This is a genomic window from Paenibacillus sp. IHB B 3084 (assembly GCF_001447315.1).
In the GTDB taxonomy this organism is placed as follows: Bacteria; Bacillota; Bacilli; order Paenibacillales; family Paenibacillaceae; genus Paenibacillus.
On record NZ_CP013203.1, the window covers coordinates 5,140,319 to 5,164,824 of the forward strand.

Genomic DNA, 24,506 nt, shown 5'->3' on the forward strand with positions numbered 1-24,506 from the left:
CCAATGACCGGATCATTCGACAAGACATCAGCGGCAGAGTGGGCGGAGGGAGTAGCCTTTGCTATGGAAGCCGGAATGGTCCAGATTCCCTATGCCCTGCTCAAGCATTACCAGACGCTTCGGCTGACGGATGGCGAAATGCTTCTGCTTATGCAGTTGCTTGCTTTTAAACAAGCCGAACGCAATGAATTTCCAACCTGGGAGCAATTGCAGACCCGTATCGGATGTACAGCGAACGAAATTGCGCTCCATTTCAGCAAGCTGATGAAGGAAGGTTTTCTGCGGATTGATACTGTGGAGGACCGCAACTCGTCCGTTCAATTCGAACGCTACAATCTAACGGGGATGTACCGTAAGTTGGCGGAATGTATGATACCCGAGCGCACGGAGCAGTACGATGACGATGATATTTTGTTTGCTGGGAAACCGGATGTGCTAAATGGTATATCGGAATCTTCACCTTCAGAGGAACGGAATTTGTTTACGATTTTCGAGAAGGAATTCGGCCGACCGTTGTCACCGATGGAATACGAGACGATCACCAGTTGGGTGGATCAGGATCGTTATCCCGAGGAGCTGATTTTGCTCGCTTTGAAGGAAGCGGTGTTTGCAGGGAAGGTACATTTCCGGTATATTGACCGCATTTTGCTGGAGTGGAGCCGCAACCGTGTCCGTAATGCACAAGATGCAAAGGAATACGCTCAGCGTTTCCGTGGCGGCGGACGCAACTAAAGCGATAGACCGAGGTTTTCAGGCACCAGAAAGATTTATATGCTTGGTTAAAGTAACTAAAAGCTAAACGTATGTAAGTAAAATATTCTAGCATACAGCAGCTTTAGCGATAAAGGACACACCACTCCAACAGGAGGGTGTGTCCTTTTTAAATATTTTTTTAGAAATATGCAGGGGAGGAAAATTCTCCGGCGTCTATAGTATTGGGAAGGGGGAGAGCATCATTGATATAGAGAGAATCATTGAACGAATACGGTCCGGTGACCGGCAGGCGTTCCGTGAGATCGTAGAGTTGTACAGCAAGCATGTATTTCATGTCGCCTATTCGGTACTGCATGACAGCAAGGAAGCAGAAGATGCCGCGCAGGAGGCATTCGTTCAGGTGTACAAGTCTCTCCCCCAGTACCGGAACGAAGGTTTTAAAACGTGGCTGACCCGAATTGCGCTCCACAAGGCGCTGGATATCAAGCGCAAACAGGACAGGCGGCCCGCAGAGCTTATAGATGTGACAGAAACCCTCGTACAGCTCCCTTCCCGGGATGAGGATGTGCTGGTCCGTCTGATCCGCGAGGAACGAAATGTGGAACTATCGCAAAAAATTGCCCAACTGCCCCAGCAGCATCGGGATATTATCCAGGCCTATTATATGCAGGGCAAAACATATGACCAAATTGCAGAAGAGATGCAGGTAGCCTTAAAAACGGTGGAGTCCAGACTCTACCGGGCACGGCAGTGGATTCGAAATCACTGGAAGGAGGAGGAATGGCAATGACTGACCAACATGATAAACCGTGGACTGAAGGGCAGATGAATGACTGGCACGCCTATATTACAGGAGCTTGCACGACAAAGGAATCTGAACGGCTGGAAAAGCTTCTGCTGGAAGATGAACAGGTGCTGGTTTATATCTTGCCGCACTGGAGCAGTTAGAATCAACATTGGACGATTGTTCGCCTGGATGGATACGGAGCGCTTCACAGATCAGGTAATGGCTGCTCTTCCCGATATGGAAGCAGAAGCGAGTCAAGTGATTTCAAAAAACGTCGTTGGTTTGAAAAGCCTGTGTTTCACTACGTTGTTGCAGCAAGCCTGACGTTGATCTTGCTGTCCAGTGGTGCTTTTGACAAAATGATGCCGCAAACCGGCGGTAAGCCTGTTCCTCCGAAAGAACGCGTCTCTTACAGTGAAGAGGTCATGCGGGCTACGACAAGCTGGCTGGACAAATTAAAGCCCTAAAATAAATTAAAGTGACAGAAAAAGGTTTAATTCAAACCTCCAGATGAGGATTTTATCAAATCCCAAGATTAGAAAGGAAGTGTAGCGGTGCCTTATACGGAACGAAGCAAGCTCCTGCATTTCTGTTGAACATTATTCCCGGTGTGGGACACTATTACTGGACCAGAAAAGCCAATGCGTTTGTATACACCATTTGTTTTTCGGATGTCTGGCGGAGGATTATTTTTTTCAGTGGTATCAAGTGACGAAATGCCTTTATTGGCCAGTATGTTTGTTGCCGTCCTTTTCTGGGGACTCAGCACGCTGCATATCATTATTAGCTTGTTGCGTTATGATCCTCGTGCAGTCGCTGCTCCATACCCCCTCATGCAGGGCCCAATCCATATGGTTTTTACTCGCAAAGTGGACCTTATGGACAGGCTGGTTTAACAGGAGAGTACCGGAGGAGGCAACACACGCAGATACGGATGCGCCGGAAGCAGGAATGGGATATGGCCCGGCCTATAACCATTATCAACAAGGACACTATGGTATGGCAGGATCACCTGCTTTTCAAAAGGATCGGACAATGAACGCTTTTTTACGATTTGCTCTCGTTCATTCCTGGATTGGGACATCTTCATCTAGGTTTGATGCAGCGTGGCTTGTCTTTCTGCTATCCTTCTTTGGCTTTGGAGCGATCCTCGTCTTTATTACTAGCATTACAAACGAATCCGGATTTTGGCCTTTGGGGCGTGTTGCCGATCATTTGGCTGTATTGCATGTTTGATGCGGTGCAGCATGTACATCGCAAACAAGCTGGAGAAATTCTTCAGGACCGGACTTTGTTTGAGGAAATAGAGCATGGAAAACTCGAGGGACGCCGAAGTAAAATGCTGGCTACCATTTTATCGGTATTTCCCGGTGCCGGACATATGTATATCGGTTGCAAAAGCGTGGACTCCAGCTCATGCTTCTGTTTTTAGGAGGCATCTATGTACTGGACGTGCTGTATCTTTCACTCTTTTGTTCCTGATTCCGGTGGTCTGGTTTTACAGTTTTTTTGATGCATTGCAGCAAGTAAGCCGTTATGGACGGGAGCCGCTGATCGACAAGCCTGTGATCGGTATGTTTGCACAATATCACCGCTGGGTAGGCTTGGGGTTGCTATTGCTGGGTGCCTATTATATCTTAATCAACGTACTAGTTCCTACTCTGGATCGTCTGTTTCCGAACGGAGAGATTTATAATTTGGTTGACATGTATCTACGGACGATTATCGTATCCTTATTATTGATTGGCGGTGGTATTTGGATGATGATCGGTAATTCCAAATCTAAACGGGTAAAGGAGAAGAAATAGAATGGATACTGAATTTTCAAAGAGTGAGGCTCCCTTTAAGGGAGTCCATCATCCTCATAGCGATACAGGAGGCTCTACAGGTATATTTGGTACATCAACCAACAAAAGCAGCTCCTCCAAAACACCAAACGCCCCGGCAGGGGTTTGGAAGGTCGGAAGGCTGTCGATGGGACTTTTCTGGTCTTGTTGGGAGGAGTAACGTTTGCCTCCAAGTTTTGGGGAGCGAGCATATTGGATCAGGCGTTGACGTGGTGGCCTGTCGTTTTTGTTTTGCTGGGACTCGAAATTTTAATGTATACGGCGTGGAAAGGGACACGTGAGCGCATCCGTTATGATTTGTTCAGCATGTTTATTACAGCAGTCCTGGTTTTTTGTTGTATCGGATTTGCTTTGGTCAGTTCACTGGGACTTACTTCGCAAGTCAGGGATATGATGAGCTCGGTTCAGGAAACAAGGGTCCTTCCTGATTGGCATGAAAAACTGCCTGTCGGAGTGACCAAGGTGATCGTGCAGGGTGAAAATCCCTATGCGGTCAAAATTGACGCAACCACCTCACCAGAGGTGCATGTGTTCGGAAGTTATGTCTATACAGGCAACGAGGATGAATTAAAAGAACAGGAGCTGTATCAAACTAAGCATATCGGAGATACGTTATATGTGCTACTGAGCCAAATCCCGACACGTTTTATGCAACCCCAGCATCAGCTCGACGTTACGATTGCTGTACCCGAGGGGATTACGGTTACCGTGCGCGATAATCAGGGAAATATAATTGAAAAATAGAGAGACTCTTCGGCTCCGGCTTTACATCCTGCGTCATTCACGCGATACTAGAAGAAGAAGCTTCAATAGAAACCCAAAGTGCTTGTGAGCTGCTCATTTAGTGAGTGGGAACCTGCGGGTGGACATGGGTATGCTGAATCTGAATGTAAATGCGAATGTGACCAGGAAAGAGGGAGAAACCATGATAGCATTAAATCCTGATACGCTTACCGGGCGTGAAAATTATAAGCTGTTAAGCGGAAGCATTATCCCAAGGCCAGTCGCCTTTGTGACGACACTGAGCAATGAAGGGGTGCTGAATGGTGCGCCGTTCAGTTATTTTTCCATCGTAGCTTCCGAGCCGCCGCTTCTGTCTGTGTCCGTGCAACGTGTCGATGGGGTGTCCAAGGATACAGCACGTAATGCGATGGAGCAAAAAGCCTTTGTCGTTCATATTACGGATGAGGACAATGTGGGCGCGGTGAATGTGACGGCTTCCCGTCTGTCGCCGGAGGAAAGTGAAATCACACTAGCCGGACTTACGCCGATAAAAAGTACAAAAATTGTGGTTCCTGGCGTGGTTGAAGCGAAAATACGCATGGAATGTGTCCTGGAGCAGGCGATACCGCTGGGGGGCACAGAGGGTGCACCTGCCTGCGATCTGCTGATCGGGCGCGTGGTGCAGTATCATTTGTCCGAGGAAGCGTATCAAAATACATACATAATCGCCAAGGAGCTGCGTCCGGTGAGTCGTTTGGCCGGGAATGATTATGCAAAGCTGGGAGAGCAATTCAGGCTGGAGCGTCCCCAATAGGGGGCGTTGCTTTTTACAGCATAAAGGGTTACGATTATAAAGAAAATAGCACGGGAGCCTGCGGAAGCAAGCTGAGAGTACGACTATTCTGTCGTAGACCGTATGAACCTGTTGGATAATGCCAGCGCAGGGACCTTAGTGTAGGAACACTCTGCTTTTGCATAGTGTTTTTTTGCTATTTCATACACTTGAGCATGTACATGCAGAAAACCATATCTCTTGGCTGGAAAGAAACGCAGGCTCCTGTCATCAAAGGAGCAGGGTTCGCTTGATATTGAAATTCATTTTACTTTATACCAAAAATCAGATTCAGGATGAGCAGCAGAATTGGAAGCGGCAAGACGTTGTCAGGGGGCCACAACTATGACCCATACGGTGTACAAAGCATTGACCATTGCAGGCTCGGACAGCGGAGGGGGCGCGGGCATACAGGCTGATTTAAAAACCTTTCAGGAGCTGGGCGTGTACGGCATGTCTGCCCTGACGGGAGTTACTGCTCAAAATACACGCGGTGTACAAGCTGTTCATCCTGTCCCTGTTGCCATGGTGGAAGCTCAATTACAGTCCATAGGTACGGATTTACCACCTGATGCCGTTAAAACGGGTATGCTCGTGGGGGCTGAGGTCATTCGTCAGGTGGCCGCGCAAATTCGCCAGTTTCGGTGGCCTAATGTTGTCGTAGACCCGGTAATGATCGCCAAAGGCGGAGCTTCTCTACTTCATGACGAGGCAGTGGAAACGCTAAAATCGTATTTGTTACCGTTGGCGAAGGTAGTCACCCCAAACTTTCCGGAAGCGGAAGCGTTGACAGGCTTAACCCTCTCCAGTCGTGAGGATGCGAAGGAAGCCGCTCGAATGCTGGCTGATTTGGGGACCAGCTACGTGATCATCAAGGGAGGGCACAGCGCGGAAGCGGATCGGTCGGTGGATTTGGTGTTCGACGGCCGCAATTTTACCGAACTGGACGGCCCCCGAATTCATACCCCGCATACCCATGGAACGGGCTGCACCTTTTCGGCGGCGCTGGCGGCTGGATTGGCGGCAGGACGAAGTATACCCGTGGCGGCGCAGACGGCCAAGGCTTTTATACAGGCGGCGATTGAGCAGGGCTTAGGTATCGGCAGTGGGCATGGACCGACGAACCATTGGGCATGGAATGCACGCTGGACAGGAGAAGGAGCGTCTGTATGGAGCAGGGCAATGAGGGAGGAACAAAGCGATGCCGAGAGTTGATATAGGGCGTATGCGGGAGCATCTGCGTCTTTATTTGGTCATGGGGAGTGCGAATTGCGGCCGTGATCCGCTGGTGGTTTTGGAGAAAGCGTTGCAGGGAGGTGTGACCCTTTTTCAATTGCGTGAAAAGGGTGCGGGCTGTCTGACGGGAAGTCGCTTGCACGAATTTGCCCAAGCCGCCCGGAGGCTGTGTCATCAGTATGACGTTCCATTTCTCGTCAATGATGATGTCGAGCTTGCTTTGGCTGTGGATGCAGACGGCGTCCATCTTGGACAAGATGACGAGCCTGCAGCCCACGTGCGCTCCCGAATGAGCGATAAAATCATCGGCGTATCGGTACACAGTCTAACAGAAGCGGAGCAGGCGGTACGCGCTGGCGCTGATTATGCGGGCGCAGGGCCAATGTTCCCGACTCGTTCCAAGCCGGATGCACATCCTGTGCAGGGACCGGAGCTGGTCCGCAGGCTACGTGCAGGTGGTGCAAGCCTTCCGCTGGTAGGCATTGGCGGCATTACAGCGGACAATGCCGCCAGCGTCCTACAGGCTGGCGCGGACGGCATAGCGGTCATTTCAGCCATTTCATGGGCAGAAGCCCCCCGTGAGGCTGCACAAAGCCTGAAGAGCATCCTTTCTCGCAGCGTGCTATAATGACGTGAAATGATCAGAGTTTATTAATAGCAGTGCAAAATAATATGCCGGGATTGTGACAGGATATGGTTGTCTGCGACGGCTACCATGCTGGCGTGCTTTTTAATGAGTTACAGCTACGAGCGGATACTTGTGAGCAATGGTTACTAAATAAATAACTAGAGACTCTATCCCGCATGTATAATCAGGTTGATTCCATAATGATACAAAGGCAGTCCGGGACTTTATTTACACGTCCAAGGCTGCCTTTGCATTTAAAAAAGAGCACGCTCCCCCGCTCTCGCTGGGGCTACGTACTCTGTATTCACTTTGCACTTTCTAATTAAAACAGGCGCGCATGTAGCAAGTTGTTCTTCATTATTAAGGTCTCAGCAGGAGGGAGCGGTACGTCGCTTCAAACAAAAATTCAAACGCCTCCAGATGCTTTTTAGCCTCGAACACATCACGCCCCCACGCATAAATGCCGTGGTTGCGCAGCAAGATCCCCGGTACCTGATCATTCAGCACACCCGGCACCAGTTTGGCAATCGCAGCAATATCCGTGTAATTCGGCAGCACGGGAATGTCAATCGCGGCATTTTCCTCCCAAATGTTAAAAGCCTTAATGAGTTCAATGCCTTGCACAGGTACAGAGCCTTGTTCCCCGTAATATTCGGAAATCAGATTGTTGAACACCGTATGCACATGGAAAACGGCTCCGCAGCCTGTCCGGCGGTAAATTTCGCAATGAATCAGCGTTTCGGCGCTCGGCTTGAGGTTCGTGGCTTCTGCCGCTTTTCCGAATTGGTCCACAAACAGAAAATCTTCCGGTGTCCGCTTGGTTTTATCCTTACCGCTGGCAGTAACTGCAAAATAAAATTGTTCAGGATGAAAATCCCCGATCCGTATCGACAAATTGCCGCTCGTGCCGGGGAACCAGTTGCGAGATGCGAATAACTCCTTGACATCAGCGAGTTCTTCCAGTGCGCGGCGTTTTTCTTCCAACGTAATGTCTGCCAGGCTATAGCTCATTTACAGCACCCCTTGCTCCTGTTTTTGCTTTAAATCCTTAATAATGTCGTCAAATGTTTCAAAGGGCACATGGGGTACGCCCAACTCCTGACACTTTAAAGTCAGGTGCGAACGGGAGTACACGAGGTCAGCAATTTTGGCTCCTTCAAAATCCGTCAGGCTGTCCCCGATCAAAATTCGATCGTACTGTTCGGCAGGATATTGGCGAATCACGGTTGTTTTGCACATACCGCAGTCGTTCGTACACGGCTCCTGACAGGGATGAGGCCACGTAATTTCAATATGATCGCCGGAAAAATCGGCTCCATTGCAGTAAACGTGATCCTGTGGAATGTCGAAAGGCTCCAGCAGGGGATCAATAAAGAAATCAATACCGCCGCTGGTGACAAAAAATTCAATACCCTGTTCACGTACATAGTCCAAAAAACGGGCAAAGCCCTCGCGTATACCAGCTTGTCCAAGTACATAAGAGATGATTTCATCTTTTTGCGTCGAGGGCATCAGAGCGAACATCGCACCCACGCCTTCACGAATGGACGTCTGCCCGTTCACAATATTATGCATAATCGGCTCATAGCCCGCAGGCTGAAAATGCTTCATAATGGCGACAATATTGTCGCTGTTCGTAATCGTCCCGTCAAAATCGCAAAAAATGACAGGTTTCTTCGGTGTACTCATCGGTCGCCTCCCCACGTGTCGAGCGCGGATTGCAGCTCGGGGTGCGTGCGGGCGTATTCCGCCAGCGGCACAGCCTGACGCACAGCTTCAATCGCCTGCACAAAGGCGCGCCCACCTGCTTCGGTGCCGAGCGGATGGCCGTGAATGCCGCCCCCGGCGTTCACGACAACATCTGTGCCGAAATCACGCACAATTAACGGCACCAGGCCGGGGTGAATCCCTGCGGATGGCACAGGCATGCTGGCCTTCAGCGGCAGCTCAGGGGTGATCAGCTCATCGCGGATCGCCATGTTTTCCTCCCGTGGCATCGTAACCGAGCCGTAAGGAGAAGGGAAGAGGACGAGGTCGGCTCCTGCCAGTCGCATGAGCTGACCGAGCAGCACCGATGCCGAAATACCATAATGCGGCGAAGGATAAGAAGCACCCGCCAACGAAGGGTGGGCTGCAATCGGCACCGAGATAGCAGGATCGCTGCTCAGTTCATGCAGCACATCGTAGCCGTAGGCCAACACGTTGAACAGCAGGGCATTTGCGCCTGCGTCGATGGCCTTGAGGGCTTGCGCTTTGAGCTGTGAGGTTGGTCCAGTTAAATTAGCGGCGTACAGCAGCTTTTTACCGGTTTCACGCTCAGCAGCTTCGGCGGCTCTGATGCAGACTTCGACGCGTTTTTCAATCGGCGTCAGCGTATTTTCAAATAAAATCTCGTCGTCCTTGATCAGATCGACGCCGCCCAGGGCTTGTCGGGTAAACTGCTCGCTCAACTCGTCCAGATTAAGACCAATCACTGACTTGAAAATGCTCATTAGCAGTGGACGGTCATTTACGCCGAGCTGCTCACGCAAGCCGCTGATACCAAATTTCGGCCCCGGAAAAGCGGAACGGAATGCTTCCGAGAAGCCCAGCTTCGTCAGCTTGATACGGCCGTCCATCGAAATTTTGCCGAAGACCGTCACCAGCAGTGCGGGAATGTCCCGGCTGAAATTGACATCCGGGTAAGCGATGGTCAGGTCGGCATACCGTTCACCGGGCCCTCCATCGTGAATGTCCACGGATTGAACCGAGCCGAGATGCTTTTGCATTGCGTCCCGCTTGGCTTGCGGAAGCTCGGTCCAGCTGCCCACCGTCATGCCGATGGCAATGGATTGGGCCTTTTTGTTAAAATCGGCTTTGTCATCGTATACCCGGTAGGTCGCCAAGCAATAGCTCATTCAATTCCCTCCTTTAGTACAGCTCCCATCTCACGGGATCGTACAGCACAACGCTGTACCGCTGCAATTACCGTTTCGTAGAAATCGCCTTTGTCCAGCGTTTCCAACGCAGCTACCGTGGAGCCGTTGGGTGACATGATTTTGTGGCGCAGGGCAGAAGGCTCCTCCCCGGTTTGCTGTACCATGCGTGCCGCTCCAAGCGCGGTTTGCACCGTCAGTTCGTGCGCTTGCTCAGGAGTCAAGCCGCCACGGATTCCTCCGGCAATCATGGCTTCCATCAAGTAGTAGACATAGGCAGGGCCGCTTCCGGAAATCCCGGTCAAAACATCCATTTTCTCTTCTTCTATAACCGTCACCGTACCCACAGATTCGAATATCGTAAGCACGTTTTTACGCTGGTCTTCGCTAATCTCCTTGGAAAAGCTGATGCCTGTGGCTCCCAATCCAATTGAGCTGGATGTGTTCGGCATCGTCCGGGCGATGGGCTGCTTGCGGCCAAGCAACGTCTGCATCGTACGAATGGATAGTCCTGCGATCACCGAAATGATCAGTTGTCCATCGGACAGGAGCGGACCGAGCTGTCCAAGGGCTTGTGCAGCATCCTTGGGCTTCATAGCAAGCACAATCACCGGAGAACGGCGCAGCAGCTCGGTTTTGGCGGCATCCTCGGTTTGGAACAACACCCCATATTGCTGTTGAAGTTCCTCCAGGCGTGCCTGATTGCTACGGTTGATGACGGTAATACCACCACGTTTGACAACGGAACGGGCCATCATCCCGCGAATAATAGCCTCTGCCATCGAGCCTGCTCCGAAAAACGTAATTTGCTCTTGAATTAAAGCCTTTGTTTGTGATTCACACATGGTTTCATAACCTCCAAGGATACGGATTGATAAATGATATTATTCCCTGATTTGTCCAGTGCCGTACACGCGATACTTGGTTGAAGTTAGCGCAGGCAGTCCCATCGGACCACGGGCATGTAATTTTTGCGTACTGATCCCAATCTCGGCACCAAATCCAAACTCAAAGCCATCCGTGAAACGGGTGGAGGCATTGTGATACACGGCTGCCGCGTCCACTTCTTGCAGAAAACGTTCGGCATGGGCTTCATCTGCGGTCACAATACACTCCGAGTGCATCGTACCGTACCGGGCAATATGCTCCAGCACTTCGTCCAAATGGTCTACTACCTTGACGTTCATAATGTAATCATTATACTCGGTGCCATAATCCTCTTCCGTGGCTGGAACAGCCCAGGGAGCCAGTTTCCGTGTCCGTGCGCAGCCGCGCAGCTCGACCCCGGTCTCACGGAAGTGTTCTGCCAAACTCGTCAGATGTGCCTGTGCATAATCCGAGTGAACGAGCAGGGTTTCCATGGAGTTACATACGGACGGTCTTTGCACCTTGGCGTTCAGCGTAATCGCCTCAGCCATTTGTGTATCTGCCGTAGTGTCCAAATAGATGTGGCACACACCAGCTCCGGTTTCAATGACAGGTACAGTGGAATTCTGAACAACATTTTGAATAAGCGAGCGCCCGCCGCGTGGAATGATCACATCCAGCAAGCCGTTCAGCGTGAGCATTTCATTGACAGAGGCGCGGTCTGAATCTTCAATGAGCTGAAGCGCATCGCGCGGTACAGCAGTTGTATCCAATGCCTGTTGAAGGACTTCAATGATTTTGCGGTTGGAAAATAGAGCAGCCGAGCCACCGCGCAGCACAACCGGATTTCCTGTTTTCAGACATAGGCCTGCAGCATCCACCGTCACATTCGGACGCGCTTCATAGATGATGCCGATGACACCCAGCGGCACGCGTATTTTTTCAATACGAAGGCCGTTTGGACGTTCGATATGCTCCAGCGTGTCACCGACCGGATCAGGCAGCTCCACAATTTGGCGTAAGCCTTCGGCGATGGACCCGATTCGGTCCTCGGTCAGCTTGAGGCGGTCGAGCAGCGATTCCGACGTTCCTAGTTCCCGTCCACGCTCTAAGTCGTTTTTGTTCGCTGCAATCAGCTCTTCCGTATGATGTACCAGTGCTTCAGCCATGGCGAGCAGCGCTTCGTTTTTTTGTGCTGTCGTCAGTCGGTTCATGACCCCGGCGCTTTTTTTGGCCAGAGTCGCTTTGGCGCGTACTTCACTGAACTGGCTTTCATCTGTTGTGGCTGTGTTCGTCGTTAATTCACTCATGTTACGGCCTCCCCGCATTTATAATGTAATCCATTCATCCCTGTGAATCACCTCAAGCCGGTGAATGGGGCCGATCTTGCCCACAACCTCGCCGCTTGGTAATCCTTGTACGCTTCGAAGCTGCCCATCGTCATAATTGACGATGCCGCGCCCCAATACCTTATTTTCCGGACCCAGCACCTCAACGACATCTCCGGCATGAAAGCTGCCTTCCACGCGCCGTACGCCAACGGGAAGCAAGCTATGACCGCCATTCACCAGGGCTTCCTCAGCTCCCTGGTCTACATGCACCGTACCGAGCGGCGTCGACATGAAGCCAAGCCATTGTTTTTTCATCGGCAGGGAAGAGAGGTGGGTGTCAAAATAAGTCCCCGGCCCGTGTCCCTCCACGGCTGCACCTAAATCGCCGTCTGCGTTAACGCGTCCTACAAACACAGGTACACCGCCGCGTGTGGCGACTTTGGCAGCTTCGATCTTGGATCGCATACCGCCAGTCCCTACGGCTGACCCGGAACCTCCAGCCAATGCATAAATTTCCTCGGTAATCTCGTCGATGCGTTCAAAACGTACGGCGTTCGGATGCTTGCGCGGATCTGCCGTATATACGCCATCGGTGTCCGTAATGATAATCAGATGCTGCGCTTTGACCAGATTGGCAACCAGCGCGGACAGCATATCGTTATCGCCGAATTTCAATTCGTCAATCGATACAGTGTCATTTTCGTTAAAGATCGGGATAACCTGCTGGCGCAACAATTCTTCTACGGTCATTCCGGCATTGTTCATTCGTTTGCGGCTCAAAAAGTCACTACGGGTTAGCAGAACCTGCGCGATCACTAGGTCAAAATCTTTAAAAGCCTGCTCATAGGCTTGCATAAGCAGCGCCTGACCTACGGCTGCCGCCGCTTGTTTCTCATGCAGCAGTTTGGGGCGAAACGGGTACCCAATCTCCCGAAACCCGGCGGCGACTGCCCCTGATGTAACCAGCAGCACTTCATGGCCCTTTGAACGAAGTCCGGCGATTTCGCGGGCAAAATAAGCAATGGCTTCCCGATTCAAGCCCCCCTCGACTCCGGTTAAGGAGCTGCTTCCGATTTTAATGACGATTCGTGTTGACAAGACGTCCACTTCCTTAATTTGTACTCTTTTTAATATACAAAAAAACTTTCATCCTTTGTATGCAAAGGACGAAAGTTTGTGCTTCCGCGGTACCACCTTCATTGATGATTCATGATCATCCCACTTGAAACCTGTTAACGGCAGGAACCGCCTGACTGCGCAGGGCGCTCGGGGATAGGAGTTGGGAGAGGGTCCAGGTAAATTCTTGCAGCCTATCGGAATTTACTCTCTGAACAGGACGGGTCTCTCTTAATAGTCCCTTCAACACGCTAAATGATATTGGTAACAGAATACCATGAAAAGGCCAGGTTTGGCAAAGAAGTTGTAGCTGGAAAATACGGCTTAACCAAACAGGCTCAGCTTGCCAATTCGTTCAACCGCCTCGGTCAGTCGAGCTTCCGAGCTTAGCAACCCCGCCCGCACATATCCTTCGCCGCCGTTACCGAAGCCAATCCCTGGAGCAACAGCCACCTTGGCTTCCCGCAGCAGCAGATCGGCAAAGGAAGCTGAGGTATAACCCTGCGGCACGCGCAACCAGCTAAAAAAGGAACCGCTCGGACGCATCGCCTTCCAGCCTATTTGCCCAAGTGCATCATAAAAAGCGTTGCGGCGCGATTCATAACGTGCAACCAGCTCGCCCACGCAGTCCTGCGAGGATGTCAGAGCGGTTGCCGCCGCTGCCTGAATGCCGCCAAACAGGCTTACATAAATATGATCCTGTAGCAGATTAATCATCGAGATTATTTCGGCATTGCCGAGCGCGAAACCGACGCGCCAGCCCGCCATATTGTACGTTTTGGACAGGGTATAAAACTCAATCCCTACGTCCTTGGCACCCTCGGCCTGAAGGAAGCTTACCGGACGTTCGCCGTCAAAACCTATAGCGCCATAGGCAAAATCACTGGCCACCACAATGCCATTACGCTTCGCAAATTCAACCGTTTCCTCATAGAAGGAAAGAGGCGCGGTGGCCGAGGTCGGATTATTCGGATAATTGAGGAACATCAGCTTGGCTCGGCGGCGGTCTTCCTCGGAAATAGCCTCATAATCGGGCAGAAAACGGTTCTCTTCCTTTAATGGGAGAAAGGACATTTCCGCTTTAGCCAGGGCTACGCCAGACCAGTAATCCGGATAGCCAGGATCAGGCACGAGACACACATCGCCGGGATTGAGTAAAATTTGCGGTAGCTGCACCAAGCCTGTTTTTCCGCCAAACAGGATGGCGACCTCAGTTTCCGGGTCAAGTGTCACACCGTAATCCTCCTGATAGCGCTGGGCCACGGCTTCCTTGAGAAAGCTGTAACCGCGAAAAGGCGAATATTTATGATACAGCGGGTTATCCGCTGATTCTTGCAAAGCTTTTACAATATGAGGTGGGGTAGGTGTATCCGGGTTCCCTTGCCCGAGATTAATGACATCATGCCCTGCCGCAATTTCACGGTTTACATTTTGTACGAGTGTGGCAAAAAATTGAGTGGGTAACTGTTTCATCACATCAGCGGAGGGGATGGAAAACTTACTCATCATTTCACACGACCTTTTGGAATAGTTTGAGGATTAATTTATCACGATTTAACCAAGTTGTATAGAGGGGATTGGTCTTATGCGGTTGCGTGGCCGAGCCTGATCGGGCTATGATGGGAGAAAATGCCGGACAAGCGATCACCGGAAGCTCCGGTTCACAGGGAGGATGAACGATTTTGACATATCATGAAGCTCAGCCGTTCAGTGTTGCACTCATACAAGCTCATATTGAGCTGGGGAATCCCCCGGAGAACCGCAGTCATATTCGTACGTTAATGGAACAAGCGATGACAGCCGAATTAAAGCCGGACCTGATTGTACTGCCGGAAATGTGGAACACGGGGTATGCGCTGGACCGCATTCATGAGCTGGCGGACCAGGAAGGAGCGGAAACCCGCGAATGGATATCGGCATTCGCTTCTACTCATCAGGTGAACGTGGTAGCCGGATCTATCGCGGAGAAGAAAAGCGACGGTCATGTGTACAATACGATGCTCGTTTTTGACCGATCCGGTGCAGAGGTTGCTTCGTATTCCAAGATTCATTTGTTCCGGCTTATGGATGAAGAAAAATATTTGCAGCCTGGCGAGGAAAAGGTTTTATTCACGCTGGATGGAGGGATTCAGGCGGGTGCATCAATCTGCTACGACATCCGTTTTCCCGAACTAGCCCGCAGTCTGGCCCTGTCTGGCGCAAATCTGCTTATCGTACCTGCGGAATGGCCACATCCCCGTCTTCATCACTGGCGCACGTTGCTGACTGCACGGGCCATTGAAAATCAAATGTACGTCATCGCCTGTAACCGGGTAGGACGCAGTGGAGATACGGATTTCTTCGGGCATTCTTTCATTATTGATCCGTGGGGAGAAATCATTGCCGAGGGCGGAGAGCAGGAAGACATCATCACAGGAACAATTGAGTCGGCCTTGGTGCAGGACGTGCGTGGGCGTATACCGGTGTTCGAGGACCGTCGTCCTTCTCTGTATGACCGTTAAAAAAATATTACCGTTCCTGTTTCAGATACAGCCCATAGGTGTATTATAATAGTATCCCGACACCAGGAGGTTGATAACGATGGATAACCAAAGTAGATCCGAACTGGCGAATAGGGATGGCCTGTCACGGCCGAGAGGCTTAAATAGACAGGTTGTCGGCAATAATCACGAAATGGGCTATGATCAGGATAAAAGTCCACCAGATTCAGGACGACCCTGATCACGATAAGGCGAGGACAGGCACTTTGGGATCACACAGCACATTGGAACTGAGGTAGGGCATTCTTGGGAAACCAGGGCATGAGACCTTATGGAAAGAAGTGATGCGGGATGGATAAAGTGGAGTTTCCGAGCAAGGTTAAGGTAATCAGGCGAGGCTGACATGGAATTCAAGGGAACATGAAATAAGGTTCGTTGAAACCAGGTGGAGCAGCATAGCAACATTGTAATCGAACCTAATGGAACTGAACATTAAATGTGTAATGTATAGGGGTGTAGCCCCGGGACCGTCTTCTTCTCTGGCTTTGGCTGGGAGGAAGACGGTCCTTTTCACATTCGAAGCTACTTTTGAGAAAGTTGTTTGACCGTTTCTCGGAAGGTATCAATAAAAGCTTCGGCAGCTTTAGACAAATAACGTCCGTTTCGGTAAGCAATGGCCAGGGTACGGCTTGGCGTCGGTTCCGCTAGAGGCAGTAAAGCCGGAACAAACTCGCTGCTGGCGGCCCGGGCGATAAAACGGGGACGAGCGTCACCCCATACCTGTCGCTACGAGCGATTGGAGCGTCTCCATATTAGTGCTCTCAAACACCACATTGGGTTCAAACCCTGCTTGATGACACAAATCCATCGTCAGCTTGCGAAAGCCTTGCCCTTTTTTCAGAACGACAAATGGCTCGTCTTTCAGTTCCTCCATATGCACAGGCTGCGGCTGGTCACCGATTTTGCGCAGAGCCAGCGGGTGACCCGGGGGAACAGCGAGATCAATCCATTCTTCACCGATAGGCACATAGGAAAGTGTCGGCTCTACTAACGGGAGAGAAAGCAGGCTGAGGTCAGTATCGCCGCTGGCTGTTTTTTCTCCAGATTCATGGATGAATCCTCAACCAAAACAATTTCAATGTCCGGATGAGCTTTTTTAAATACAGGCAACACATGTGGCAGCAAATGGGAACCCGTGATAGGCATACTGCCGACGACGACCTTACCTTTGCGCAGCTGAGAAATATCGTCCATTTCCTGCCGGAGCTGCTCGACTGCATCGACGATCTTTTTCGCTTGTTCCACAAAGCTTGCTCCTGCATGCGTTAATTCCACCGCACTTGTATTGCGTTGAAATAACAGGACCCTAGCTCTTTCTCCAGCTTGGACAATTGCTGGCTCAGGGAAGGCTGAGCAATGTGCAGTTTTTCTGCTGCACGTGAGAAGTTTTTTTCCGCTGCAATTTGCAGGGTGTATTGAAGCTGTCTGAATTCCATCGAGTTTCGGACTCCTTTTATCATCGTATCTTATAAGATTTACCTATTACATCATAGAGTGATTATACAATATTTCAATCAAAATCCCAATCCCAATGAACTCCATGTGTTCACAAGCTGGAAAATCCCTATGCTTACTTTTATCTATGAATTTTTAAATTATGGTATTTAATTCTGTTTGACATGGCAAATGGGTTCATCCATAATACTATTCATATTAAAACAATATGTTTTATTGGGGAAAAGGGGAAAATGGGATGTCCAAACTTATTGTATCTTTTAGGAAGCCGTTTTTGGTTGGATCTTTAGTATTTCTTTTATTGGTTCTCGTGGCAGGATGCTCCGGCTCCAAAAATGATGCAGGTAAAAATACAAACGCAACTAACCCAAGCACAACCGCTGATCAACCCGCGGAAGGGGGAACCTTTACATATGGCCGCCCGGCTTCCGTAACCTCGTTTGATTTGCATAATCAGATTACATCCAATAATGCTTTTGCTATCGACAAAGTATTTGAGCCGCTGGTCGCCTTTAACAGTGATGGAAAGATTGTGGATTGGCTTGCAGAGTCGCACAGTATAAGCGCAGATGGTTTAACCTATACTTTTGTTTTGCGCGATGGCTTGAAATTTTCAAACGGAACCGGAGTTACTGCCAAGGACGCGGTTTTTTCAATTCAGCGCCATTTGAATGTAGGAGGTCCTCTTGCAATAGCGGCAAAGGTGGCTTCGCTTTCGGCTAAAGATGAAAAAACACTCGTAATTAAGCTTAAAGCGCCGTATACGCCGTTTATTTCTGAACTTTCAAACTTTTCCAATGGTATCCTTCCAAAGGATTTCGGCGGTGTCTCGGAAAAAGAATTCTTCAAGAATCCGGTCGGTACCGGTCCCTTCGTCGTTAAGAAATGGGATTCTGCCGGTGATCTTACTTTCAGTAAAAATAAATACTATTGGCAGAAAGGTAAGCCCTATATCAATGAACTTGTCTACAAGCTCATTGAAGATGACAGCCAAGCGATTAATCAGTTGAAGGCTGGCGCGATTGATGCTATTGAGTCTGTAGCTCTTGAAAATGTAAATGAATTAAAACAAGGTACGGATACCAAGGTGGCGACCAATGGAAGCTGGGTGACAGAGCAATTGTTCTTCAATACCCTGGACAAACATTTTTCGGATGTGCACGTTCGCCGTGCGCTGGCGTTGGCACTTGACCGTAATGGATTGACCAATGCGGTTACCTTTGGTTTCGCAAAGCCAGCCAATTCGCTTTTGCCGCCAGCCATTCCATACAACACGAACGATACGATTAAAGCGCTCAGCTTTGATACGAACGCTGCCAAAGCAGAGCTTGCAAAATCAAAGTTCCCTAATGGGTTTTCTACAAAATTGCTCATTGCCTCTGGAAACAACTCAAGAACTCAGGAGGCACAGATTATTCAGGCGGCCGCCAAAACGATCGGCATAGACATCCAGATCGAATCTGTTGAGTTGGCCTCATTCCGCGAGCGTTTCTTTGCCTATGATTTTTCGGCAATGATCAACAGCGGACAAGCGGATTCTCCAGAAGCCAACTCGATCCTCGCTTTCCAGACAGACCCGGAAGGCTTTAGCAAGTCGTACTGGACTCATTACACGAACAATGAAGTTACCAAGCTCCTGCACGAGGGGCAAAAAACACCTGATGGGGAAGAACGTGCAGGAATTTACGCCAAGCTTCAACAAATCCTTGCAGATGAAGTGCCTTACATCCCACTTTATTATCCGGATATTCTGAAAGGTGTTCGTTCTTCTATTGATGGCCTGGTCGTGCTTCCCAATAACAGCGTTCGTTTTGAAGATGTACGTGTGAAAGGTAATTAGATCCTTGGCGGCCCACAATATATTTAAAAAGTCCGCCGGATTGTCTGCAAATCTAACTTCCCCACACAGATGGCTTGTGCGCGCTATGATAAGAGCGGCATCAGTAGTCATCTGTGTGGTGGTGGCAGTCTTCTTCATCATAAGGCTGGTGCCGGGAGACCCCGCCAAAATGATTCTGGGGGAATACGCCACAGCTGAGGCTATTGAGAGTATGCGTCATAGGTTGGGGCTGGATCGTTCTCTTTGGGAGCAGTTTATAGGCTTTGTGCACAATTTCTTTACACACGGTGATACCGGGGTTTCGATTGTTTTTGAGACTTCTTCAAGAGAGTTGATTGCAGAGCGGGCCCCCGTGACGCTGCTGCTCATTGCAATGACCTGTCTTTTTGCCATCATTGTTTCGCTGGTGCTGGCCACCCTTGCGGCAACACATAAAGACGGACTGCTTGATCATATGATACGCATCTTGCCTGCTGTAACGCTTGGTATGCCGATTTTTTGGGTTGGACTGCTTCTGATTCTGGTATTTAGCGTTCGGCTTCGCTGGTTTCCCGTCGGGGGAGTCGGCGAGGGTTGGCTTGGAATCTTATACAGTCTCGCGCTACCTGCGATCACTGTCGGATTGTCGCAAATTCCCTCCCTTGTTCGTTCTTTAAGAGCGCAGATGCTGGAAGTGCTGGAATCGGATTTTGTTGTGACCTTGAAGGCTGCGGGAATCCCCGCCCGGGTCATACTGGTGAAGCATGTCCTGCGCAATTCCGCTCTTCCCGCGCTTATGCTTCTTGGCGTAAATATTGCCTACCTGATGGGCGGCACGTTGGTAATTGAACAGGTTTTTGGCCTCAAGGGTATCGGAAGCCTGTTATTCTCAGCCATTTCAAACCGGGATTTTCCTGTGATACAGGGGATTGCTCTTTATTGTGCGATATCTGTGGTCATCATCGGCTTCGTGATTGAGGTTGCTTCTGGGTATCTTGATCCCAGGACGAAAGGAGAACAATGAAACGCACGCAATTAGATCTTCAGATTCAGAAGGCCGGCAGGAGCAACAGCTCATGGGGAAAGATACTAAATACTCCATCTCTTCTATGGGGCGGTATTATGTTTGCGTTACTCATAGGCATTGCAGTGTTTGCACCGGTTATTAGCCCCTACCAGCCTTCTGATCAAAATATTTCGGCAACTTTACAACCCCCGTCCTTCGAACACTGGCTGGGAACCGATCAACTGGGGCGTGATTTGTTTACACGACTGATCTATGCCGCACGGACTGATTTGAAGATCATGGTGCTGGCGGAGATCATCCCTTTTTGTATGGGGGTGTTTCTGGGAATGCTTGCCGGGTATTATGGTAAATGGGTAGACACGGTTATCACGCTTTTGACCGATACGTTTATTGCGTTCCCTTTTTATTTGATTGTCATTATCGTGGCGTTTGCAAGCGGTACGGGTGAACAGGGGATATATATTACGTTTGCTCTCGTTGGCTGGATCGTATACGCTCGTGTGGTCAAGGGTCTTAGCGCATCCTTTCGCAAGCAGGAATGGATAGCCGCTGCCAAGACACTGGGAATCCCGAATATTAAAATCATACTGCGGCATCTTCTGCCGAACGTGTTGCCACAAGCCGTGGTAGTACTTATGACGGATATGGCTGTTCTGCTTGTAGCTATTGTTACGCTAGGTTATCTCGGTATCGGCATTGCACCGCCAACTCCGGATTGGGGAACCATGATTTCTGATGGGCAGCCCTTTATCTCTACAAAGTGGTGGCTTTCAGCCATCCCGGGCTTTGCGGTGGTATATACGGGGATAGCCTTATCCCTTGTGGGCGATGGGCTGGCAGATATATGGAGAAGAAAATGAATGCTATGAATCCAATTTTAGAAGTGGAAAATTTGTCGCTCAGGACGCGGTCGAATCATCAATTGGTCACCGATGTGAGTATTACAGTTGAAGCGGGCGAAAGCATAGGCCTTGTGGGGGAATCCGGATCGGGAAAATCACTCACCCTGCGCTCCATCATAGGGTTGCTTCCCTCCGGTATTGAACAAGTTGGCGGGAATATCAGGAGCAATGGCAGATGTGCAATGATTTTTCAAGACCCGATAGGGGCGCTTGACCCTCTTTGCCCGGTTGCCCGGCAGCTTGCCGAGGTTGTGTACTACAGGCAGAAGGTGAGCCGGAAGGTCGCGCGTACAATAGCTTTGGAATTGCTTGAAATGCTTGGTCTTCCCGATTCCTTAAAGCATACTGACCGTTACCCCCGCCAGCTTTCAGGCGGTCAGTGTCAACGTATTGTTATTGCGATGGCTTTGGCGTGCAAGCCGGGCATCCTTCTTTGTGATGAGCCAACAACAGCGCTTGACGTAACGGTTCAACGGCAAATACTTGACGTTATTTCAAGTCTTCAAAAGGAGCTGGGTTTTGCCATGGTATTTGTTACGCACAATCTTGCCGTAGCTTCCTCGATGTGCTCAAAGCTTTGCGTTATGAAAGAGGGAAGAATCGTAGAGCAGGGAGACACTTTGCCCCTTTTACAAAACCCGCAAAATCCGTATACGCAGATGCTGATAAACTCAGTGCTTCCTCTCCCGGATCTTGAAAGGAGCGTTGATTTATGAAAACAGCCATGCGGATAGAAAATATAACGGTTGCTTATGGTAAGTTTACCGCGCTTGATCAAGTAAGCCTGGAGTTGCAGGAGCGTAGCACGCTTGGTCTTGTGGGAGAATCGGGTTCAGGAAAGTCTACCCTCGCGCGGGTAATAGCCGGGCTGATCGCCCCGGATGAGGGCCGGATCATGCTGGGTTCTCAGGTGCTGGGCAAGCGACGAAGCCGGGAGCAGCATAAAAGAATACAAATGGTTTTTCAAAACCCGGATTCCTCGCTTAATCCAAAGCATACGATCAGGCAAATCCTTGCCGAAGCCTTGCTTTTTCACAAGATTGTTGACCGCGCTCAAGTGGACAAGAGATGTAGGGAACTTCTTACACGTGTTCACATCGATGAAAGAGCCCTTGGCAGATTCCCTCACGAATTTTCCGGTGGTCAACGTCAGCGGATAGCGATTGCCCGCGCATTAAGCGTTGAGCCAAGCATACTTATCGCAGATGAACCAACGAGCGCACTGGATGTTTCGGTACAACGGAGTATGCTGGAACTCTTGAACACGCTCAAATCGGAGCTTAATCTTACGATGCTTTTTATCTCTCATGACCTGGGTGTTATCAATGCGATAAGCGATATTGTTGCTGTAATGCGGCAGGGAAAGCTGGTTGAGATCAGCCCTAAGGAGAAATTCTTTTCTCATCCTGAAACGCCCTATAGCCGTGAGCTTTTGTCCGCTGTACCCAAGATGCCAATATCCAATTCTGCAGGAGGTATTTATGAGTCAAAATAATAAAGGATTTGTGCCTCTTACAATATCGGAGTTTGATACGCTAACTAACTTGCTCTCCAAACTCCTGTCCACCCAAGAATCCCCGGTAATCATACCGGGCGAGGCGATCCTGGGAATTGAAGCCATAGCAGCAGGCATAGCTGCGCCCAACCGTACAATTCTAAACATTGTGACAGGTCCCTATGGAACGATTTTTGGTAACTGGCTTGCGCGTGGCGGAGCAGAAGTCATCGAACTCAAAACATCTTTTGATGAAGTGGTAACCGTAGATGAAGTCGCCGAAGCGATTGAACGATATAACCCATGCGCGCTTTCTTTCGTGCAGGCAGAAGTAGTCACAGGAGGCTCCAATCCAACAAGGGAAATATTGGAGCTTGCGCGCCGGTCAAACCTCATAACCGTGATAGATTCAGTGTCGGCAATCGGGGGCGAACCGGTGCTTATGGACGAGTGGGGAATTGATTTTGTAGCTGTGGGCGCGCAAAAAGCACTATCCGGGCCTAACGGGATCAGCGCTGTGGGGATTTCTCCCCGTGGCTGGGAGTTTCTGGCCTCCAACGAAAATGCGCCGCGCAATTCCATTCTGTCTTTGCTTGACCAAAAGCGTCCTCATGATAGTGCGACTCCCTTACGGGTTCCTCCCAACATCCCTGTTTTGGAAGCCCGGGCGCTTATAGAGGCCTTAAAGCTTATTGAAGAAGAAGGTCTGGAAGCGGTCAACCGCCGTCATCGTTTAACTACGTCCGCTGCAATTGCTGGCATTACAGCCTTGGGCCTTGAACCGTGGCAGCGGAACAAAGACAGCTACTCAACGTTGACTACAACGGTTCGGATTCCTCAAGGCGGCCATTTCAATATCGAACAGCCCATAGGTATTGTCGCTCCCGGAGACGGAGAATTGCATAATAAACTCTTACGCATTAACCATTTTGGAGCGAAGGCAAATCAGCAAAGCGTTGAAGAAGCCATCCTGACGCTTGCAGAGCTTATGCATCAAGATCCTGATCATGCGCTGGCGGCCCAAAGGTCATTCTGGGGGAATAAAGATGGGAAATAACATTCAAAAAGAGCTAACATATCATAATATATTTGTGGCCGGGATTGATGGGAAACGATTCGATATTACGATCAGCAATGGTCGTTTTTCGTCCATAACAGAGTCCGTATCTCCGTACGCGCAACAAAATAGTCCAGATGGCGATTTATGGATCAGCCCCGGCGTAATTGACCTTCATACCCATTTGGCATGGACGGATTTTGATCATTCTGACCAGGAGAAGCGCGATGAACTGGAGATCGAAGTGTTGCAGGCGCAAGCCTTTGAGGCCACTCTCCGGGCTGGTGTGACTTCGGTGCGTGATGCAGGCGGGCTTTTGCCAAGCACTGTTCAGCATATCAGTCAGCATTACAGCCAGCCTTTAAGAGTTTACACCTGTGGTGATATGCTTGGAGTCGGAGATGCACGAGGTCTTAAGCATTTGGAACGGCGGGTAACAGAAATTAAGAATTCCGGGGCAAGCTGGATTAAGATTCTTGCAACGGGGGGGCTAGGGGCGTCGCCAGATACAGTGCTGAACCCGATTTTTTCTGAGGAAGAATTCGCTTTTATTGTGCGCAGCGCCCATGCACGCAACCTGAAAGTCATGGTTCATACCTGGGGCGGACCTACTGTAGACTGGTCTATTGCCGCTGGTGTGGAATCTATAGAGCATGGAATGTATTTGACCGAGGAACAAGCCAACCGACTTGCGCAATCAAGGACAGCCTTTGTGCCTACTGCTTCCATTTATCGTATTGCTGCGGACCCGTCTGGAGTTCTTTCACTCGACAGGGAAATTTGTGATCGCGCCGCCCGCGCCGCCGAAGCCCATCCTAAAGCCGTTAGCTATGCCAAAAGAGCAGGCATACGAATTGCGTTCGGTACAGATTTTGCCACACCTTCGTTACATGGACGCAACCTCGAGGAATTAGACACACTCATAGACTATGGATTAACTCGAAAAGAGGCCTGGCAGGCTGCCACGGAGTTCGCCGCTGAAATTTTGGGATATGGGGACAGATTGGGACGTATAAAAGAAAACTACACAGCAGATGCAATCCTTTTTAATGCTGATCCATACAAGTCACAAAACGCCAAAGCACTGCGTGAAAGTATCGTATCGGTAATTACAGGGGCAATTTGAGTGAGACCAATACTCCAGAGAGCATCTTTAATATAGTTAGACAATCCCCTTAACATCCTCCTGACAAAATATGGTTAATCTTAGTTCTG

The 24,506-nt window shown here is 49.9% G+C and carries 22 protein-coding genes and 3 pseudogenes; 17 read left to right on the forward strand and 8 right to left on the reverse strand.

Features of this window, described 5'->3' with window-relative positions; translation table 11 throughout:
• The first annotated feature begins 3 nt into the window (after nucleotides 1-3).
• The 8 genes and pseudogenes from ASL14_RS24115 (at nucleotide 4) to thiE (ending at nucleotide 6,767) form a co-directional block, all read left to right on the forward strand.
• Nucleotides 4-732 carry a DnaD domain protein gene (locus ASL14_RS24115; protein ID WP_134913944.1) on the forward strand — a complete coding sequence of 243 codons (729 nt, stop codon included), beginning with the start codon at nucleotides 4-6 and terminating at the stop codon, nucleotides 730-732.
• 139 nt (nucleotides 733-871) lie between these two features.
• Nucleotides 872-1,504: an RNA polymerase sigma factor gene (locus tag ASL14_RS24120; protein WP_134913946.1), complete on the forward strand. Its 633-nt coding sequence runs from the start codon at nucleotides 872-874 to the stop codon at nucleotides 1,502-1,504.
• Nucleotides 1,501-1,968: pseudogene (locus tag ASL14_RS29375) on the forward strand (hypothetical protein). Before ASL14_RS24120 ends, ASL14_RS29375 begins: the two are co-directional and overlap by 4 nt.
• A gap of 87 nt (nucleotides 1,969-2,055) precedes the next feature.
• Nucleotides 2,056-3,309 (forward strand): annotated as a pseudogene (locus ASL14_RS29380) (multi-tm2 domain protein).
• 144 nt (nucleotides 3,310-3,453) lie between these two features.
• Complete coding sequence (locus ASL14_RS24135; protein ID WP_223264104.1) at nucleotides 3,454-4,092, forward strand: hypothetical protein; 639 nt, start codon at nucleotides 3,454-3,456, stop codon at nucleotides 4,090-4,092.
• A 181-nt stretch (nucleotides 4,093-4,273) separates the two neighbouring features.
• Nucleotides 4,274-4,885, forward strand: a complete 612-nt coding sequence (locus tag ASL14_RS24140; protein ID WP_134914622.1) for a flavin reductase family protein — start codon at nucleotides 4,274-4,276, stop codon at nucleotides 4,883-4,885.
• Between the two features lie 363 nt (nucleotides 4,886-5,248).
• A complete protein-coding gene (gene thiD / locus ASL14_RS24145) occupies nucleotides 5,249-6,118 on the forward strand; it encodes a bifunctional hydroxymethylpyrimidine kinase/phosphomethylpyrimidine kinase (protein ID WP_134913948.1) in 870 nt (289 codons plus the stop codon).
• Nucleotides 6,105-6,767: a thiamine phosphate synthase gene (gene thiE, locus ASL14_RS24150; RefSeq protein WP_134913950.1), complete on the forward strand. Its 663-nt coding sequence runs from the start codon at nucleotides 6,105-6,107 to the stop codon at nucleotides 6,765-6,767. The genes thiD and thiE overlap by 14 nt, the downstream gene beginning before the upstream one ends.
• Before the next feature lie 360 nt (nucleotides 6,768-7,127).
• On the opposite strand, the gene ASL14_RS24160 is transcribed toward thiE, so the two are convergent.
• The 7 genes from ASL14_RS24160 to ASL14_RS24190 all read right to left on the reverse strand — a co-directional run bounded on the left by ASL14_RS24160 (nucleotide 7,128) and on the right by ASL14_RS24190 (nucleotide 14,502).
• Nucleotides 7,128-7,778 carry a methylthioribulose 1-phosphate dehydratase gene (locus ASL14_RS24160; protein WP_134913952.1) on the reverse strand — a complete coding sequence of 217 codons (651 nt, stop codon included), beginning with the start codon at nucleotides 7,776-7,778 and terminating at the stop codon, nucleotides 7,128-7,130.
• Nucleotides 7,779-8,456 (reverse strand): 2-hydroxy-3-keto-5-methylthiopentenyl-1-phosphate phosphatase, encoded by a 678-nt coding sequence (locus tag ASL14_RS24165; RefSeq protein ID WP_134913954.1) that lies wholly within the window; start codon nucleotides 8,454-8,456, stop codon nucleotides 7,779-7,781.
• Nucleotides 8,453-9,664 carry a 2,3-diketo-5-methylthiopentyl-1-phosphate enolase gene (locus ASL14_RS24170; protein WP_134913956.1) on the reverse strand — a complete coding sequence of 404 codons (1,212 nt, stop codon included), beginning with the start codon at nucleotides 9,662-9,664 and terminating at the stop codon, nucleotides 8,453-8,455. Before ASL14_RS24170 ends, ASL14_RS24165 begins: the two co-directional genes overlap by 4 nt.
• The gene (gene proC, locus ASL14_RS24175; RefSeq protein ID WP_134913958.1) at nucleotides 9,661-10,527 is read right to left on the reverse strand and encodes a pyrroline-5-carboxylate reductase; all 867 of its coding nucleotides are present in this window, start codon (nucleotides 10,525-10,527) and stop codon (nucleotides 9,661-9,663) included. Before proC ends, ASL14_RS24170 begins: the two co-directional genes overlap by 4 nt.
• A gap of 39 nt (nucleotides 10,528-10,566) precedes the next feature.
• Nucleotides 10,567-11,859 (reverse strand): glutamate-5-semialdehyde dehydrogenase, encoded by a 1,293-nt coding sequence (locus ASL14_RS24180; RefSeq protein WP_134913959.1) that lies wholly within the window; start codon nucleotides 11,857-11,859, stop codon nucleotides 10,567-10,569.
• A gap of 18 nt (nucleotides 11,860-11,877) precedes the next feature.
• Nucleotides 11,878-12,978 (reverse strand): glutamate 5-kinase, encoded by a 1,101-nt coding sequence (proB, locus tag ASL14_RS24185; protein WP_134913961.1) that lies wholly within the window; start codon nucleotides 12,976-12,978, stop codon nucleotides 11,878-11,880.
• 342 nt (nucleotides 12,979-13,320) lie between these two features.
• Nucleotides 13,321-14,502 carry a pyridoxal phosphate-dependent aminotransferase gene (locus tag ASL14_RS24190; RefSeq protein WP_134914623.1) on the reverse strand — a complete coding sequence of 394 codons (1,182 nt, stop codon included), beginning with the start codon at nucleotides 14,500-14,502 and terminating at the stop codon, nucleotides 13,321-13,323.
• Nucleotides 14,503-14,678: 176 nt separating this feature from the next.
• Between ASL14_RS24190 and ASL14_RS24195 the strand changes: the two genes are divergently transcribed.
• Together ASL14_RS24195 and ASL14_RS27535 are read left to right on the forward strand one after the other, a co-directional pair.
• Complete coding sequence (locus ASL14_RS24195; RefSeq protein ID WP_134913963.1) at nucleotides 14,679-15,497, forward strand: carbon-nitrogen family hydrolase; 819 nt, start codon at nucleotides 14,679-14,681, stop codon at nucleotides 15,495-15,497.
• A 79-nt stretch (nucleotides 15,498-15,576) separates the two neighbouring features.
• A complete protein-coding gene (locus ASL14_RS27535; protein WP_162833909.1) occupies nucleotides 15,577-15,717 on the forward strand; it encodes a hypothetical protein in 141 nt (46 codons plus the stop codon).
• 341 nt (nucleotides 15,718-16,058) lie between these two features.
• Here ASL14_RS27535 and ASL14_RS24200 read toward each other — a convergent pair.
• A pseudogene (locus tag ASL14_RS24200) lies at nucleotides 16,059-16,972 on the reverse strand (LysR family transcriptional regulator).
• Nucleotides 16,973-17,229: 257 nt separating this feature from the next.
• On the opposite strand from ASL14_RS24200, the gene ASL14_RS24205 reads away from it, so the two are divergent.
• The 7 genes from ASL14_RS24205 to ASL14_RS24235 are packed head-to-tail and all read left to right on the forward strand — an operon-like array spanning nucleotide 17,230 to nucleotide 24,417.
• Nucleotides 17,230-18,831 (forward strand): ABC transporter substrate-binding protein, encoded by a 1,602-nt coding sequence (locus ASL14_RS24205; protein WP_134913965.1) that lies wholly within the window; start codon nucleotides 17,230-17,232, stop codon nucleotides 18,829-18,831.
• Nucleotides 18,832-18,871: 40 nt separating this feature from the next.
• Nucleotides 18,872-19,834 carry an ABC transporter permease gene (locus tag ASL14_RS24210; RefSeq protein WP_257721134.1) on the forward strand — a complete coding sequence of 321 codons (963 nt, stop codon included), beginning with the start codon at nucleotides 18,872-18,874 and terminating at the stop codon, nucleotides 19,832-19,834.
• Nucleotides 19,831-20,697: an ABC transporter permease gene (locus ASL14_RS24215; protein ID WP_134913967.1), complete on the forward strand. Its 867-nt coding sequence runs from the start codon at nucleotides 19,831-19,833 to the stop codon at nucleotides 20,695-20,697. Before ASL14_RS24210 ends, ASL14_RS24215 begins: the two co-directional genes overlap by 4 nt.
• The gene (locus ASL14_RS24220; RefSeq protein WP_223264106.1) at nucleotides 20,682-21,455 is read left to right on the forward strand and encodes an ABC transporter ATP-binding protein; all 774 of its coding nucleotides are present in this window, start codon (nucleotides 20,682-20,684) and stop codon (nucleotides 21,453-21,455) included. Before ASL14_RS24215 ends, ASL14_RS24220 begins: the two co-directional genes overlap by 16 nt.
• The gene (locus ASL14_RS24225) at nucleotides 21,452-22,234 is read left to right on the forward strand and encodes an ABC transporter ATP-binding protein (RefSeq protein WP_134913969.1); all 783 of its coding nucleotides are present in this window, start codon (nucleotides 21,452-21,454) and stop codon (nucleotides 22,232-22,234) included. The genes ASL14_RS24220 and ASL14_RS24225 overlap by 4 nt, the downstream gene beginning before the upstream one ends.
• The gene (locus tag ASL14_RS24230) at nucleotides 22,221-23,291 is read left to right on the forward strand and encodes a pyridoxal-phosphate-dependent aminotransferase family protein (protein WP_134913971.1); all 1,071 of its coding nucleotides are present in this window, start codon (nucleotides 22,221-22,223) and stop codon (nucleotides 23,289-23,291) included. Before ASL14_RS24225 ends, ASL14_RS24230 begins: the two co-directional genes overlap by 14 nt.
• Nucleotides 23,281-24,417: an amidohydrolase family protein gene (locus ASL14_RS24235; RefSeq protein WP_134913973.1), complete on the forward strand. Its 1,137-nt coding sequence runs from the start codon at nucleotides 23,281-23,283 to the stop codon at nucleotides 24,415-24,417. Before ASL14_RS24230 ends, ASL14_RS24235 begins: the two co-directional genes overlap by 11 nt.
• Nucleotides 24,418-24,506 lie beyond the last annotated feature (89 nt).

Excerpts from the sequence above, each read along its gene's own strand:
- ASL14_RS24115 (WP_134913944.1), top strand. The coding sequence starts at position 4 with ATGACCGGATCATTCGACAAGACATCAGCGGCAGAGTGGGCGGAGGGA.
- ASL14_RS24140 (WP_134914622.1), top strand. The coding sequence starts at position 4,274 with ATGATAGCATTAAATCCTGATACGCTTACCGGGCGTGAAAATTATAAG.
- thiD (WP_134913948.1), top strand. The coding sequence starts at position 5,249 with ATGACCCATACGGTGTACAAAGCATTGACCATTGCAGGCTCGGACAGC.
- thiE (WP_134913950.1), top strand. The coding sequence starts at position 6,105 with ATGCCGAGAGTTGATATAGGGCGTATGCGGGAGCATCTGCGTCTTTAT.
- ASL14_RS24160 (WP_134913952.1), bottom strand. The coding sequence starts at position 7,778 with ATGAGCTATAGCCTGGCAGACATTACGTTGGAAGAAAAACGCCGCGCA.
- ASL14_RS24165 (WP_134913954.1), bottom strand. The coding sequence starts at position 8,456 with ATGAGTACACCGAAGAAACCTGTCATTTTTTGCGATTTTGACGGGACG.
- ASL14_RS24170 (WP_134913956.1), bottom strand. The coding sequence starts at position 9,664 with ATGAGCTATTGCTTGGCGACCTACCGGGTATACGATGACAAAGCCGAT.
- proC (WP_134913958.1), bottom strand. The coding sequence starts at position 10,527 with ATGTGTGAATCACAAACAAAGGCTTTAATTCAAGAGCAAATTACGTTT.
- ASL14_RS24180 (WP_134913959.1), bottom strand. The coding sequence starts at position 11,859 with ATGAGTGAATTAACGACGAACACAGCCACAACAGATGAAAGCCAGTTC.
- ASL14_RS24190 (WP_134914623.1), bottom strand. The coding sequence starts at position 14,502 with ATGAGTAAGTTTTCCATCCCCTCCGCTGATGTGATGAAACAGTTACCC.
- ASL14_RS27535 (WP_162833909.1), top strand. The coding sequence starts at position 15,577 with ATGGATAACCAAAGTAGATCCGAACTGGCGAATAGGGATGGCCTGTCA.
- ASL14_RS24205 (WP_134913965.1), top strand. The coding sequence starts at position 17,230 with ATGTCCAAACTTATTGTATCTTTTAGGAAGCCGTTTTTGGTTGGATCT.
- ASL14_RS24215 (WP_134913967.1), top strand. The coding sequence starts at position 19,831 with ATGAAACGCACGCAATTAGATCTTCAGATTCAGAAGGCCGGCAGGAGC.
- ASL14_RS24220 (WP_223264106.1), top strand. The coding sequence starts at position 20,682 with ATGGAGAAGAAAATGAATGCTATGAATCCAATTTTAGAAGTGGAAAAT.
- ASL14_RS24225 (WP_134913969.1), top strand. The coding sequence starts at position 21,452 with ATGAAAACAGCCATGCGGATAGAAAATATAACGGTTGCTTATGGTAAG.
- ASL14_RS24230 (WP_134913971.1), top strand. The coding sequence starts at position 22,221 with ATGAGTCAAAATAATAAAGGATTTGTGCCTCTTACAATATCGGAGTTT.
- ASL14_RS24235 (WP_134913973.1), top strand. The coding sequence starts at position 23,281 with ATGGGAAATAACATTCAAAAAGAGCTAACATATCATAATATATTTGTG.